The sequence below is a fragment of the Streptomyces zagrosensis genome (assembly GCF_014203645.1).
GTDB lineage: Bacteria > Actinomycetota > Actinomycetes > Streptomycetales > Streptomycetaceae > Streptomyces > Streptomyces zagrosensis.
Genome location: NZ_JACHJL010000003.1, coordinates 401746 through 416748, shown reverse-complemented (window position 1 = coordinate 416748; position 15003 = coordinate 401746). Strand labels below are relative to the sequence as shown.

5 protein-coding genes and 2 pseudogenes are annotated in these 15003 nt (G+C 71.0%); 2 read left to right on the top strand and 5 right to left on the bottom strand.

Annotated features, from left to right (window positions below; translation table 11 throughout):
- Positions 1-722: 722 nt before the first annotated feature.
- A complete protein-coding gene (locus FHS42_RS08615; protein WP_221476228.1) occupies positions 723-2123 on the top strand; it encodes a hypothetical protein in 1401 nt (466 codons plus the stop codon).
- 147 nt (positions 2124-2270) lie between these two features.
- Here FHS42_RS08615 and FHS42_RS36735 read toward each other — a convergent pair whose 3' ends face one another.
- Positions 2271-4868 (bottom strand): cell division protein PerM, encoded by a 2598-nt coding sequence (locus FHS42_RS36735; protein WP_246494424.1) that lies wholly within the window; start codon positions 4866-4868, stop codon positions 2271-2273.
- Between the two features lie 1028 nt (positions 4869-5896).
- On the opposite strand from FHS42_RS36735, the gene FHS42_RS36730 reads away from it, so the two are divergent.
- Positions 5897-7273, top strand: a complete 1377-nt coding sequence (locus FHS42_RS36730) for a SigE family RNA polymerase sigma factor (protein ID WP_246494378.1) — start codon at positions 5897-5899, stop codon at positions 7271-7273.
- Positions 7274-7402: 129 nt separating this feature from the next.
- Here FHS42_RS36730 and sucD read toward each other — a convergent pair whose 3' ends face one another.
- From sucD to FHS42_RS36720, 4 genes and pseudogenes are all read right to left on the bottom strand, one after another.
- Entirely contained in the window at positions 7403-8287 is an 885-nt protein-coding gene (sucD, locus tag FHS42_RS08600) for a succinate--CoA ligase subunit alpha (RefSeq protein ID WP_184570483.1), read from the bottom strand.
- 21 nt (positions 8288-8308) lie between these two features.
- Positions 8309-9481, bottom strand: a complete 1173-nt coding sequence (gene sucC, locus FHS42_RS08595) for an ADP-forming succinate--CoA ligase subunit beta (protein ID WP_184570481.1) — start codon at positions 9479-9481, stop codon at positions 8309-8311.
- Positions 9482-10778: 1297 nt separating this feature from the next.
- Positions 10779-11486 (bottom strand): annotated as a pseudogene (locus FHS42_RS36725) (VWA domain-containing protein); the annotation flags it as partial.
- 714 nt (positions 11487-12200) lie between these two features.
- Positions 12201-14915, bottom strand: a pseudogene (locus FHS42_RS36720) (DUF5682 family protein); the annotation flags it as partial.
- Between the last annotated feature and the right edge of the window lie 88 nt (positions 14916-15003).

Genomic DNA, 15003 nt, shown 5'->3' with positions numbered 1-15003 from the left:
GGAGGGGGGCGGGGAGGCCACAGCGGTCTCTTTCTCGTGGTGCGCGGGCGGTTCCCGCAGGCGAATGCGGGGTTCCTCACGCGGGTCGTGCGGGTGGTGCGTCGCGCGCAGTGGTGCGTACTCGTGCGGTGATGCCGGGTTGTGCGGGGTTATGCGGGGTTGCGCGGGTCGCACGTCGTCGTGCGGAGCGGGCGCGGGGCGCCGGGCGCGTGGTGCGGGGTGCGGGGTGGAGCGATATGCGGTTGGCCTGAGCCACTTACAGCGGATGACCTGGGCTTTGTACCGTAGCCCGGACTTTGTGTGGTCGTACGAGATCGCGGAACCCAAAATTCCAGGGAACTCTACGAACGGGCCGACCGTCGGCAACGATACCGGCACACGGAACGGCCCCCACGGGACGGGGGCGCGCGCGGGAGGTAGCGTCTGGACTGCGAATCCGCCGGGAAATCCGGAGAATGCCCCCGGAAACCGGGAAACGCCCGGGCAACCGGGGTTGCCAAGGGGCACGAGTCCGACCGGATCGACCGTGGGGTTCGCTCGGATTAGCTGATGACGTGGGAACAACAGTCCCGCCCGCGCCCAGGCCGGACGGCACCAGCCGGGCCACCAGGCCCAGCGTGCGGGACGACGACACAAGGGGAAGACACACTCCATATGCCGGACCCATGCCGCCGCGCGGCTCACCGCTTCCCACTCTCCTCCTTCCGCATCGGGGGGTCGCGATGAGGTACGCCGATACGCCGCGCGTGCGACCGCTGCTCCGTGACCAGCGGCCACCGTCATCCTCCACACCCCACGGCGGCGGCCAGGAAGACGACTCCTTGACCCCGCGCCCGGACAACACCGACGACCGCCCATGGCAGCAGCCCCAGGCCGCCGCCGGCAGCGACGCGCCCGATGCCCAACGGGGCACGGACGGCGACAACGGCCGTCCCAAAGATTCCGACGAACACGGCAAGCACGACGAGCACGACAACGGTGGTGACAGCCGCGGGCAGCAGACGAGCGCCGACGCTGGCGCCGCCTCAGACGACGGCTCGGGCGAGGGCTCGGGCGCCGACTCAGGCGAAGGCTCCGATGGCTCAGGCGGCGGCTCAGGCAAGAGTTCCGTGCCGGAGCGGCCCAGCGCGCCCAGCGAGCCGCCGGCGCCACCCAACCCGCCCGAGCCCAGCGCACCCCCTGCACCCGGGGGCGCAGCCGGTGGGTCGAGCGCTGCTGGCGGTTCGAGCGGACGGCAGCGCGGAGGGCGCAGGCCCGACCGCTGGGCCCGTTGGGGGCCTGGCAGCAGCCAACCCACTGGCGAAGACCCGCGGGGCAACGGCGGGCAGCAGCAGCCCACCGGTACGGGAGCGGGCCCCGCCTGGGGCCCGCGACCGCCGAGCCAGGACCAGGACCAGGACCAGGACCAGAGGCACAGTCAGGGCCAGGGCCAGGATGACGGTCAAGGTCAGGGCGAGGGCGGGCAGCCCCCCGCGTGGGGCAGCCAGTGGAGCAGCCGTCAGCCCAGTCGCAGCAGCGGAAGCAGCTTCGGCGCGAGCTCCAGCGGCAACCGGTCCGGCACCGCGCGCGATCAAAACCACCCAAGCAACCAAAACAACCAGAATGAACAAAACAACCAGAACGGACAAAAAGGTCAGAAGGGGAATGGTCGAGGGTCTCGATGGGACCCCACCGACCCGGCACAGCGGCGCGCCCGCTACTCGCTGCTCTCCGGCATGTGGGCCTTCTTCTTCGCGCTGTTCAGCCTGCCGCAAATCGCCCTGCTGCTCGGTGCGCTGGCCCTGTACTGGGGAATCAGCGCGCTGCGGGCCAAGCGGCACCGGCCGCAGCCCGAGCCTACGGCCGCGGCCGTGGACGGCCCGCCGCCCGCACCCGATGCCGCCACCGCGCCGCTGCCCGCTCCGAAGAACGGCAACGGCTCGCGACAGCACTCAACGGCGGCCATCAGCGGCGTGGTGACCGGCGGCATCGCTCTGGCCATCGTCATCGCGACGTACACCTTCCAGTTGGTGTACAGCGACTACTACGAGTGTGCGGACGACGCGCTGACCAAGTCGTCGCGCGAGTCCTGCGACACCCACCTACCGGAGCCGCTTCACCCGTTCCTGAAAGCCGATGACTGAACATCGACGACGCAAAGCCTGTGACGGAAAGCTTGTGACGGAAACACCCGCAAACGCCGATGACTGGCTGCATGTCTGCCGGCTCGATCGGCCCAACAGGCGCTCGGTCTCAGGGGGCTGAGCTGACCGGCGGACGCGGGCGCTGCGTCACGGCTCGCGGGCGTCGTACGGGCCACGGGCGTCGTACGGGCCACGGGCGTCGTACGGGTCATACAACTGGTGCGTGCCATGGCCACCGTCCGCGCTCCGTCCATCGTCCGCACTCCGCCCGTCGTACGGGCCGTACGGGTCATACGGGTCGTACGGGTCGTACGGGCTACTGGTGTCGTGCGACCCGGTCGGCTCGAAGTCGGTCATGAGCCCGCCCGATGAGTCCCGCAGCGCGGCCCAGCGTGTCTGCCGGGCGGCGGTCGTGTGCCAGGCGTCGCTGGCGGTGTCGGGAGCGGGATGACGCTCCCTGCCCCTGAGCGGCGCCTTCGGCTGCGCGGTCCGACCGCGCCCGAACGACGACAGCGCCGCGCACCAGGCACCGGGGGCCCTGACGAGCCGCCGCCAACCGGCGGGCGTGCAGTCGCCCTCGTGTGTGGGGCCGCCCTCGTGCGCGGAGTGCGGCACGTGCGGCTGCACCGGTCGCGCCGCCGATGGGGTCTGACCCTGCGGGGAGCCCGACACAGGCGGCACAGGTGGCGCAGGCGGTACAGGCGGTACAGGTGGCACAGGTGGCACAGGTGGCACAGGTGGCACAGGTGGCACAGACAACCCAGACGGAGTACCGGAAGTCGTCGCGGAGTCCGCAGCCACGGGGGAACTCGGGGCGGCAGGAGAGCGCGGGGTCACGGGGAAGTCCGGCGCGGCGGGAGAGCGCGGAGCCGCGAGCGAACTCGAAGCCGTAGGACGGCGCGGGGCCGCGAGCGGGCCCGGTACCACCGGGGCTCCAGAGGTGACAGGGCCCGCCGCCCCGCCAGGGCTACCCGAGTCACCACGGCTACCCGCCTCGCCGCGGCCATCCGAGCCGTCGCGGTCCGCCCCTCCCTCACTGTGCGGCCCTCCCTCGCGGTCCGCTGCTTCCTCGGGGGCCGTCTGCCCGCCGTAGGCCGCTGCGTCAGCGCTGGCCCGCCGCTCCTCGCGCGCGGAAGCCCTTCGGCGCAGCCGTGCGGCTCGCTTCGCGCCCGGCGGTTGCGCCCGGTTGCGCCACCAGCGCACGCTCACAGCGCCCGGTACGCCCAACGCAACCGTCCAGGTCAACGCGGTCAGCCCGGTCCACAAGGGCGCGGGGCCGAGCCCCGCGAGCGCCCCCGTGCCAAGCGACCCGCCGGACGTCCAGGCCAGCAGGGCCATCGCCAGCCCGCAGGCGAGCCCGGCAAAGATCGCCGTGAGCGCGGTTCGCCACCAGCCCCAGACCGTTACGCCGTCGTGCCGCCACCGCGAACCCGCCGCCGCAGCGACGCGGCGACCCATCACCACCCCGGCCGCAACCGGCACCACCCCGATCGCCGCCCACAGCAGCGGACCACCCCGCCCCGGGTCGGGCAACGCGGCGAACAGCGGGAAGTGTGGCAGTACGGGGTACGCGGTCGTCTCGACCGGCCCGATGACGCTGCCAGCCCCCACCGTAAAACCGGGCCCGAGGCCGTACGCCGCCCCCCACACCGCCGCGTTGGGGAACAGCGCCAGGCTCAGCGACAGCACCGCGAACCGCCCCGACCACTCGTTCGTCAGCCGTGGAAATGCGTCGCCCACGGCCCCGGCATTGGCCAGCAGCGACGCGGCCGTGAGCAGCGCGCCCCCGATGAGCAGCACGGCCGTGGCCACAGCGGCGGCGCGCAGCGCAGCCGCGAACACGGATAGCGGCAGGCCGCGGCGTACCACCGCGGGAATGCGGTCGAGGGTGCGGCGGGCCGCGGCGGGCAGCGGCCACATCGGCCGGTCGCTGGCCACCCACACACCGGCCGTCACGGCCGTCAGCACCATGATCGGCAGCCGCAGCAGAACGCTGACGGGCTCGACGGGCAGCGCGCCCGAGCCGGCGTACAGCATGGCCACCACGCTGACCAGCAGGTATCCACCAGCCACCAGCCCGATCGCCGTACGCGCCGGCAACCTGGGGCGGCCCGCGAGCCCTGGACGCGACTGCCAGCCCTCGCCATGCGAGCCCGTCACATACGGACCCTCGGCGTACGAGTCCTCAGCGTACGAACCCTCAGCGCGCAAGTCCTCCGTGGACGAGCCCTCGGCGTACAGGCGTCCTCCGTAGGGGGCATCGCCATAGAGGGCATCGCCGTACGAATTAGCCGCATAAGCAGCGGTCTGGCCCGCGCTCACCCGGCCGTTCTCCGAACCGCCCTCCCAGCCGCTCTCCGAACCCCAGCCCTTCTGCGGCCCGGGCTCCCGCTCCCCGTCCGCCTCGATCGCGTGACCCCCGGCCCGATAGAGCAACCAGCACGGCAAAACGGTGAGCAGCAGCGGAGTGAGGCCCACGTGGGCCTGCCCCCCGGTCACCGTGTGGGTACGGACGAGCTCAGCTCCATGCGCCAGCAGCCACAGGCCGGCGGCGACCCGCAGAGCACCGTCGGGTCCGCTCTCCGGGAACGGCGAGATGATCCACAACAGCAGCACGATGACGGCGAGCACGCCGAGCCCAAGACCGGCAGCCACCACACCGCTGAGGAACGCTTGTCCGGTGCCGGGCGAGTGCCGGGCCGTGGCGCGGCCCCGCGAGGACAACGACAGGCTGCGATCGGTCATTTGGGTCACGCGGCCATGCTGCCAATAACACCCGTTTTGTCCATGTAGCGGGCACATGGTCGCCGTGTCGCCCAATATATTCGTATGCGCGTTTTGATCCAGTTCGATCGTACGAAGCCGGCTGGCCCGAGAGCGGATGAAGTGGAGCGGCGGGCATGACACATCGCAAGGCCGACGCTCCCCAGGCGTCATCAGACGCCCCAGCACCGCAGCGAAAGCGCCAACGGACCAGCAGCGGACCAGGTCAGAACACGACGGCACCCCGTGCGGACGTCCCCACCGCGAGCAGCGATGACATCCCACCGGGCGCCGCCGATGCCCCCAGAAGGACTGCCAGGGACAGCACAAAGGCCGCCTCGAAGTCCACTCCGAGGGGCGCCCCAAAGGCAGAGCCTGATCATGCGAAGACGGCGAAGGGGGCGCCCGTGGCAGCGGCGGGCGAGTCCGGTGCGAGGCGGGGCATGGGGGCCGAGAACGTGGCGGGCGGAGCTCGTACCGTGCACGGCGTGCCGGAGGAGATATCCACCCGCCGGGCCCGCCCCGTCAAGGCAACAAAACCAGCCACAAGAACTGTAAAAGCAGTGGAAACTGTGCACGCGGCAAAGGCGGCAATACCCGCGGACCCGCCACGGTCAGTAGCCGCTACGCAACGGCCGGCCCAGCCACCGCAACCAGCCCAACAGCACCAGCCGCATCCACCGGAACAACCGCATCCACCACACCGGTCACAAAAACCGCACCAGTCACACCACCTAATCCAACCAAACCAACCAAACCAACCGAATGGCATCGCCCAGATGGACCAAGCGGCGCCCTTCACCAGCCGAAGCGGGGCCCCCGCCCGGGAGGGGGCCGCACCAGCCACGGTCGCCGGCAGCACTCGAGCCCGACCCGCAGCTAGCACCGCGGCAGCAAACCCGGCCACCCCCAGCCACCCCGGCCACCCCGGCCCCCCGACAGGCACCGGCCCCAGAGCGAGCATCGACTCCAGGCCAGGCACCGAATTCGGATCAGGCACCGGCCCCAGGATGGGCACCAGCGCCGGGGCCAGGCCCGGCGCCACGGCCCGCCCCAATCCCCGGCCCAGCACGGGCCGCGCTGCCAGCCTCGCCCCCGGCATCGGCCCGCTGACCAGCCCCTCTGCCGCGTTTGACGCTCTTTACGCACACCATGCCTCCGCCCTCATCCGGCAGGCCTATCTGCTCACGGGAAAGCCGCAGCTCGCCGAGGAAGCCGTCGAGTACGCCTTCCAGCTCGCATGGCAGCGCTGGCCAGAAGTCGCCGTTGATCACGACCCGGCGGGCTGGATACGGGCGGCGGCGTACGAGTTCGCGCTGTCGCCCTGGCACCGGTTGCGGCCGGAGCGCAGAAAGGCCCCACCCGCCACACCTCCACCACCGCCCCAGCAGCCGCCCCAGCCTGGCCAAAGCTACGTCGGCAACGGGCGCAAGAGCCGGTCCGCAGCCAAGGCCCAGAGAAAGACACAGGACAAGGCGCAGCACAGGGCCGGCGAAAAGGGCCTGGTCAAGGGCGTCCGAAGGCACCCGGACACCGATTCAGACTGCGATGCAAGCAGCGGGGCGAGCAGGGACACAAGCAGCGGCAACGGCTCGCGTCAGGAACGGTGGGCCCGGGCCCACCATGATCGGCGCTTCGGCTCACCTACGGACGCGCCCCCTGCGCCTCCTACGCACCACCAGCCCGGCGCGCGCGCGAACAACGCGCCCGGCGCACAACCGGGCGGACGCTCCCGCCCGCGCCAGGACAAACCGTCCACGCTGCGGCGGGCCATGCGTCGCGCCGCCATCGAGACCGGGCCCGGTGCCGCCGCGCCCGGCGATCCGGCGTTGCTCAGCGCGCTACTGAGCCTGCCGCACTCGTACCGCCGCACCCTGCTGCTCTACGACGGGGTCGGGCTCGATCTGCCGGAGACCGCCGCCGAGACGGAAGCCAGCACGCCCGCGACCGCGGGTCGGCTCATGCACGCCAGACAGGCGCTGGTGGAGCGGTTGCCGGAGTTGCGGCGCGTGCCGCCGGAGCAACTCGGTGCCGTTCTGCATCAGCGGCTCGGTGTGCTCGCGGTGGCGCAGCCGGTGCGTATTCGCGCGGCGGAACTCGTACGAAGCGGCAGCGAGCGAACGACGACGCTGCTGGTACGGGCGGCCGTGGGGCTCACCGCGCTGATCGCCGCCGCGACGGCGCTGACCCTCGCGACCACTTCGGACTCCGATACGCCAGCCACCGAGCCCACGCGCTCCCCGGTGACGACCCGTTCCCCTGGCGAGTCCGCGCCGGGGGCGCCCTCGGCCATCACACCGGCGACATCATCGGCCGACGCCCCGCGCCCCGGCGCGGAACGGCCGCGCGCCCAAGGGGACACGGAGGGTGGCGAAGGCGACAACTGAAGTCACGGCAACGGGCGCGGGCCCGCACCCGGGAAGGATGCGGGCCCGCGCCCGTAAAACAGCCGTTCGGCGGATCAGCGAACCAGCCGGGTCAGCCGACCGCAAAGCAACCGCCCCAAGAGGGCGGGATCAGCCGGCGAGGACCTCGCGCGCAAGACGGGCGGTCTCGGACGGCGTCTTGCCGACCTTCACGCCCGCGGCCTCCAGAGCCTCCTGCTTGGCCTGTGCCGTACCGGAGGAGCCGGAGACGATGGCGCCGGCGTGGCCCATCGTCTTGCCCTCGGGCGCGGTGAAGCCGGCCACGTAGCCGACGACAGGCTTGCTGACGTTGGCCTTGATGAAGTCGGCGGCCCGCTCCTCGGCGTCGCCACCGATCTCACCGATCATGACGATCAGGTCGGTGTCGGGGTCGGCCTCGAACGCGGCGAGCGCGTCGATGTGCGTGGTCCCGATGATCGGGTCGCCGCCGATGCCGACACAGGACGAGAAGCCGATGTCGCGCAGCTCGTACATCATCTGGTACGTCAGCGTGCCGGACTTGGACACGAGGCCGATGCGGCCCGGCTTGGTGATGTCAGCCGGAATGATGCCCGCATTCGACTGACCGGGGGTGATCAGACCCGGGCAGTTCGGACCGATGATGCGCGTCTTGTTGCCCTTGTTGCCCGCGTGCGCCCAGAAATTGGCGGTGTCGTGGACGGTGATGCCCTCGGTGATCACGACGGCCAGCGGGATCTCGGCGTCGATCGCCTCGATGACCGCGTCCTTGGTGAACTTCTCCGGAACGAAGATGACGGTGACGTCGGCGCCGGTGGCCTCGATGGCCTCCTGAACGCCGCCGAACACCGGTACCTCGGTACCGTCGAAGTCAACGGTGGTGCCCGCCTTGCGCGGGTTGACGCCACCGACGATGTTCGTGCCCGAGGCAAGCATCCGCTTGGTGTGCTTCTGGCCCTCGGAGCCGGTCATCCCCTGGACGATGACCTTGCTTTCCTTGGTGAGGAAGATAGCCATGGTTACTGGTGTCCTCGTCCCTTACTTCGCAGCCAGCTCGGCGGCCCGCTCTGCGGCACCGTCCATGGTGTCCACCTGCTGAACCAGCGGGTGGTTCGCGTCCGTCAAGATCTTGCGACCCAGCTCCGCGTTGTTGCCATCGAGGCGCACGACCAGCGGCTTCGTGACGTCCTCGCCCTTCGACTTCAGCAGCTCAAGGGCCTGCACGATGCCGTTGGCGACCGCGTCGCACGCGGTGATGCCGCCGAAGACATTGACGAAGACGGACTTGACGTCCGGGTCGCCGAGAATGATCTCCAGGCCGTTGGCCATCACCTCGGCGGACGCGCCGCCGCCGATGTCGAGGAAGTTGGCGGGCTTCACGTTGCCGTGGGCCTCGCCTGCGTACGCGACGACGTCCAAGGTGCTCATGACGAGCCCCGCGCCGTTGCCGATGATGCCGACCTGGCCGTCAAGCTTGACGTAATTCAGGCCCTTGGCCTTGGCCGCCGCCTCCAGCGGGTTGGCCGCGGCCTTGTCCTCAAGCGCGGCGTGGTCCGGCTGGCGGAACTCGGCGTTGGCGTCCAAGGACACCTTGCCGTCCAGCGCGATGACCTTGCCTGCACCGGTCTTGACCAGCGGGTTCACCTCGACGAGGAGAGCGTCTTCCTTGATGAAGACGGTCCACAGCGTCTTGAGAACCTCGACAACCTGGTCGGTGAGCTCGGCCGGGAACTTCGCCGCGGCGACGATCTCACGGGCCTTGGCGTCGGTGACGCCCTCGATCGCATCGACCGGAATCTTGGCCAGCGCGTCGGGGTTCTGCTCCGCAACGACCTCGATCTCCACGCCGCCTTCGACGGAGGCCATGGCCAAGAAGGTGCGATTAGTGCGATCGAGGAGGAAGGAGACGTAATACTCCTCCGCAATGTCCGCGGTCTCGGCCAGCATCACCTTGTGGACCGTGTGGCCCTTGATGTCCATACCCAAAATCTGGGTGGCCTTCTCTACCGCGTCGGCCGGGTCAGCGGCCAGCTTCACCCCACCGGCCTTGCCGCGGCCACCCACCTTTACCTGCGCCTTAACGACCGCTCGGCCGCCAAGACGCTCGGTCACCTCGCGCGCCGCCTCAGGCGTGTCGATGACTTCACCGGCCAGCACCGGTACACCGTGCTTGGCGAAGAGGTCCCTCGCCTGGTACTCGAACAGGTCCACGCGCGTCCGTCCCTTTGCTTCTCAACTACACCAGCGGTCTGAGTGATCGCGGTTCTTGTCTGCGCGGGCGTGCCGCGAAGGGCAGCGTGACGACGCGGTCACCAAGGTCGCTACAGATCGCTAGGAGGTTGGACGCGTCAGCCGGGTACGCGGCATGTCCGCCTGGCAGGTTATCGCCGCAGGCCTGGCCGCCCTAAATCGCAGATCACACTTGGGCGGTGATAACAGTCACAGATCCCTACGACCGGGTGTCCCAGCACCATGGGAGACCACCCGGTCAGCCGATATAGGCCCCCAGCCGTCCGATGACCTTCCGATGCCAGGCCCCAGACGTTCACGCCGTCGAAACCCTCACTGTCAGGCGGTAGCGCCCCAGAAGAACCACTAGGGACAAAAGTGGACTTAGGTGACACCCGCCTCCCTCGTCAGGTCTCGGGTACGCGAGTGGGTGCGGGAAGCTGCGAGGAGCCGCGCGAGCAGCGGGGCGGGTAGAGACTCGCGCCGACGCCCGCCGGAGAGACACTAGCGAGGACGGCCGCCCCCAAGCCCGCGGCGCAGGCATACGGACAAGGCGCACAGTGCGGGCCGAGCCGGCGCTCGGGTGCAGCGGGCTGCGGGGTCCGAGCCGGTGCTGGGTGTAGCGGGCGCTGCGGGTCGGGTGGGTGGCGCGGGCTGCGGCGCGGCGGCGCTACGCGAAGGCTGGGCGGCGGTGGTGCCTTGAAACGCAGTGATGCAGTGATGCAGTGATGCCTAAAGGTGCGGTGGTGCGAGGGCAGGAGCGGGGGCGCGTAGGGCATACGAAGGGGGTAGCGGCGGGGCGCCGCCTCGCGGTCGGCGTGAACTGCCCTGGTGCGGCGGTGCATTCGGCCGGTGGTGGCCGGAGAGCACGGGCCTGGCGGAGCCCGTGCTCTCCGGCGGTTCGAGGGGGCGGGGCCGCCGGTGGTGGTCACGGCGTCCGGTCCGCATTGAGCCCTGCGCGCCGACGCAAGAGCGTGGTTACCGAGTACGAACTCCCTTACCAGAAAGGCTACTCCGGCGAGCAGTGCCACCACCACCGTCGTGCGGTCATTGCGCGCTGCGTGCACACAGCGGTGAGACGGGCATCCCCGATCAACGCGGTGCACACACCCCACGAACCGCACGCACCACACGCCGCACGAACCGCACACACGGCACGCGATGAACGCAACGCACATGGCGCGAGGAAGGGCCTCCCCCACGGGTGGAGAGGTGCATCGGCGTGTAGGTGATCCTTGCACGCTGTGCGGGGGGCCGCGCAAGCCCTCGGTCACCGAAGTCACCGATGCGGCTCCTTGTCCGGTATGGGCAGTGGTCGCCGCTCAATCGCCGCCGCCATCACCTCGGGGAATAGGTCAGGTGTGCAGGCAAAGGCCGGCGCACCGAGCGCCGCGAGCGCCCCCGCGTGCTCCCGGTCATACGACGGCGCGCCCTCGTCGGACAGCGCCAGCAGCGTCACGAACTGCACGCCCGACGCCTTCATCGCCGCCACTCGCCCGAGCATCTCGTCCCGTATGCCCCCTTCGTAGAGATCGCTGATTAGCACGACGACGGTGTCGGCTGGCCTGGTGATCTGCGACTGGCAGTACGCGAGGGCCCGGTTGATGTCGGTGCCGCCGCCGAGTTGCGTGCCGAACAACACGTCCACCGGGTCGTCCAACTGGTCCGTGAGGTCCACGACCGAGGTATCGAAGACGACCAACCGGGTAGCCAGCGAACGCATGGATGCCAGCACGGCTCCGAACACCGAGGCGTAGACGACGGAAGCGGCCATCGACCCCGACTGGTCGATGCAGAGGATGACGTCCTTCTGCACTCCGCGCGCGGCGCGCCCGTACCCGATCAGCCGCTCCGGGATCACCGTGCGCTGCTCGGGCAGATAATTTTTGAGGTTCGCGCGGATGGTGCGGTTCCAGTCGATGTCCCGGTGGCGGGGGCGATTGATGCGAGTGGAACGGTCGAGTGCGCCGTTGAGGGTGGCGCGCGTTCGGGTCGCCAGTCGCTTCTCCAGATCGTCAACGACCTTACGCACCACGGCTCGTGCCGTGCTTTTGGTGGTCTCCGGCATCGCCTCGTTGAGGGACAGCAGCGTCCCCACGAGATGAACGTCCGCCTCGACCGCCTCCAACATCTCCGGCTCAAGCAACAGTGTGGACAGACCGAGCCGGTCGATCGCGTCGCGCTGCATGACCTGGACGACGGAGGTGGGGAAGTACGTACGGATGTCGCCGAGCCAGCGGGCCACACGCGGAGCCGAATCGCCAAGACCTGCGGAGCGCTGTCCCGACTGTCCGCCCTTGCCGCGCCCACCCGTGCCCCTCGCGCCATCGCCGCCACGCTGCCCGTACAGCGCCTCCAGCGTCCGGTCCATGGCCGCGTCCCTGCCACCGAGCGCGCATCCCGTGCCGTCTGCACCCTCCCCACCACCGAGCACCAGCCGCCACCGCCGCAACCGCTCCGCGTCCGATACGGCGTGTACGGCGACCTCGCTGGCCGCCGGAGTGACAGCTCCCCCCGTGGCAGACCCACCGGGCTCGTCAGCAGTGCCGCTGTCTGCCAGGACCGCCGCCCCCACCGCGGCTCCGGTCACTGGTTCGCTCACCGACCCACTCACCGACCCTGCGCCTGCCCGCGCACGCGCCGCCAGCGCACGCTCGGCGCGCGGGTCAGTACGCGGGTCAGCGCGCCGCTGTTCGTCCGCCACCCCGAGCAGCGCCCACAGGGTGGGCAACACGGCTGACGAACGCTCGGGGTCGGTCTCCGGAGCGAAGCCCGGGGCCACAGCGGTGATGGAGGGGCCGCCCGCATGGGCAGGGCCGCCGGCGGGGCCGCGCCGCACCAGCTCACCTAGCGTGCGGCGTACTCCTTCCTCGTACGCGGAGAAGGTACGGCGCAGCAAGGGGAGCACATCGGTGAACGCCTCGGCCGCGACGCCGCACAGCCAACCGTCGATCAGGCCGAGCAGCCGCTCGTCGTGGACCAGGAGCATGCCGCCACCAGCGCCTCCGCCGATGAACCCCTCGATCCAGGCAGCCGCCGCGACCGGCTGGGTGCCGGGTGACAGCGCCAGGCCCATCAACCGGGCGGCCTCTCCTTCGGCCAGCCGCCCATCGTCGAGGAGTAGTCGGGCAGCCCGACCCCGGATCAGCCCCGGCGTGCCATCACGTTCCGCCAGGACTCGCAGCACGGCGGACCACCGCGCCCGCAACCCCAGCTCGCCCGGGCCTGCGCCGGCGTTGTCCGGCCGGCCGGCCTCTCCACCGCCAGCACCGCTGCCACTACTGCCGCCACCGGCGTCGGGGCTGGACGGGGCATCGTCCACGGCGCCGTCCGTGGTGCCGCCGGCGCCCCGGTCCGCTGCCGACGACACCACGGTCTGGCCACGCGTCTCGGCCAGCAGGCCGATGGCCCGGTGGGCCGCGTCCAGGTGCTCGCGCATCTCCCCCGCACCGTCCGCGTCCAGGCCGACGCATGCGGGCGGCAGTCCGACACAAACCCGCTCGGCGAGGCCGGCCGCCACCTCGCCAAGCGCCGCCGCGTCCGTCCCCCGCACATCTCCGTACCGCACGGACCGCACCAGCGCCGGCAGCGCTTGCGCCAAGTGCCCTACATCGGCGTCCAAGGCCGCACGGTCCGCGAGCACCCGCATCACCACTGGGAGAGCGTCGGGCAACCCGGCGAGCAAGCAGCGCTCGGCCAACTCGGTGACGGCTGCCAGCCCCCGCGCGTCCACGGCCAGGGCCTCCGCCTTCGCGGTCGCGGCGGACAGCACGGTCGTTCCCCAGATACCGGCCTCGGCGACCCGCACCGCGAGTTCGGGCTCCCAGCTCAGCCGCCAGGTTTCGCGAAACGTGCCGGTGCCCGCGCGGGCGCGGTCCGATGGCACGCCCCATTCGACGCCAAGGAGTCGCACACGGTGCAGCAGCCGGCTACGTTCCGCGTCCGTGTCCTTTCGTAGATCGAGGTCCAACTCCCGTTCGCCAGCAGCCGGCTTGAGGCGCAGCGCGCGCTGCGCCCGGGTGAGGTCGCGCTGTAGCGGCGCCGCGGGGGCCGCATCGGGCACCTCGCCGATGTCGTCCCCCACCACCAACCGGTCCCGCACCAGGGCGAGTGGCACATCCGAGCCCTCACAGAGCACGGATCGGATGGCGTCGATGGTCTCGGTGAGCCCCGCGAGCGGGCGGCCACGCATGATGGCAAGGGTGTCCGCGAGCCGCACGGCCTCGATCACATGCGCGGTCGATACGGGGTAGTCCTCCTCTCGCAGCAACCCCGCGACCTTGGTCATCCACCGCTCCACCGGCCGATCGGGCGAGCTGAAGAGATGGCCGTACCAGCCGGGCGAGGCGATGCCCGCGCCGTACCCGCTGCGCCGAGAGAGCCGGCGATGTGTCCACGGCACCCAACTCAGCTCGGCTTTGACCTTGGGCAACCCACGCAGCAGCTTTCGATCCGCCGCCACCGTCGTCTTGGCGGACAACGCCGGCACGTGCCAGGCACCACAGACGACAGCGACCTCATCACCGAACTCCCGCCGCGCCTCCCGCAACCGCAGCCGCATATGCGCCTCGCGCGCCGCGTCGGCCCCGTGTCCGCCGTGCCCGTACTCGTCGCGCAGCGCGGCCATGGCCTCGCCGACCGCGACGAACGGGGCGAGGGCCTGAGCCCGCCCGGCCGCCGTCGCAGCGGCCGTCACCGTCACGGCAGCCGTCGCGTGGCCGTCCTTGCCTCCTCCATCCTGGCGCTCGGCCTCCCCCGGCCCGCCGGCGCGCCCGCCCGAGGCGCGCGGCTCGGCTCGCTCGGCGGGGGGCGCCATGCTGGCGTGTTCGTCATCGTTACCGCCGCGTGCAGGCGCGCCCCGATGCCCGTCATCACCATGCACGTGCGCGCCTCGATGTTCTACGACGTCTTCCCACCACCGCTCGGGGTCGTCGTACCCTGCCGCCCCCGCGAGCACCGCCAACGGATCGATCCGCACATCGGCGGTCCCTGAACTCGCCCCGTCCCCGTCCCCGCCTGGCCGCTCCTCAGCGGGGAGGTCTGCGGACGGTCCAGCAGGCTCCTCCTGTTCCGGCTGGCCCGCGGCGGGTTCCAGGTCCGTCCCGGCGAGAGCCAAGGTGTGCACCGCCGGCAGATCGATGAACCGCACCGGAACCCCACGCTCCACCGCCCACCGGATCGCCACCCACTCCGGTGAGAACTCCGCGAGCGGCCAAAAGGCCGCTCGGCCGGGCTCATTCGCGACATGGGCCAACAGCGCGACGGGGGGCTGCATGTCCGGGTCCGCGGCCAGCGGCAGCAACGCGTCTGCCTCTGGTGGGCCCTCGATCAACACGGCCTTGGGCACACACCGTTCAAGAACCGTTCGTACGGCGCGCGCCGAGCCGGGACCGTGGTGCCGTACGCCCAGGAGCAGCGGCCCAGCGCCCGCGCCATCCGTCGTACCCGCCGTATCGGTCGTACCCGCCGTACCCGCCGTCTTGCTCGGGCCGGTCGCGTTGTCC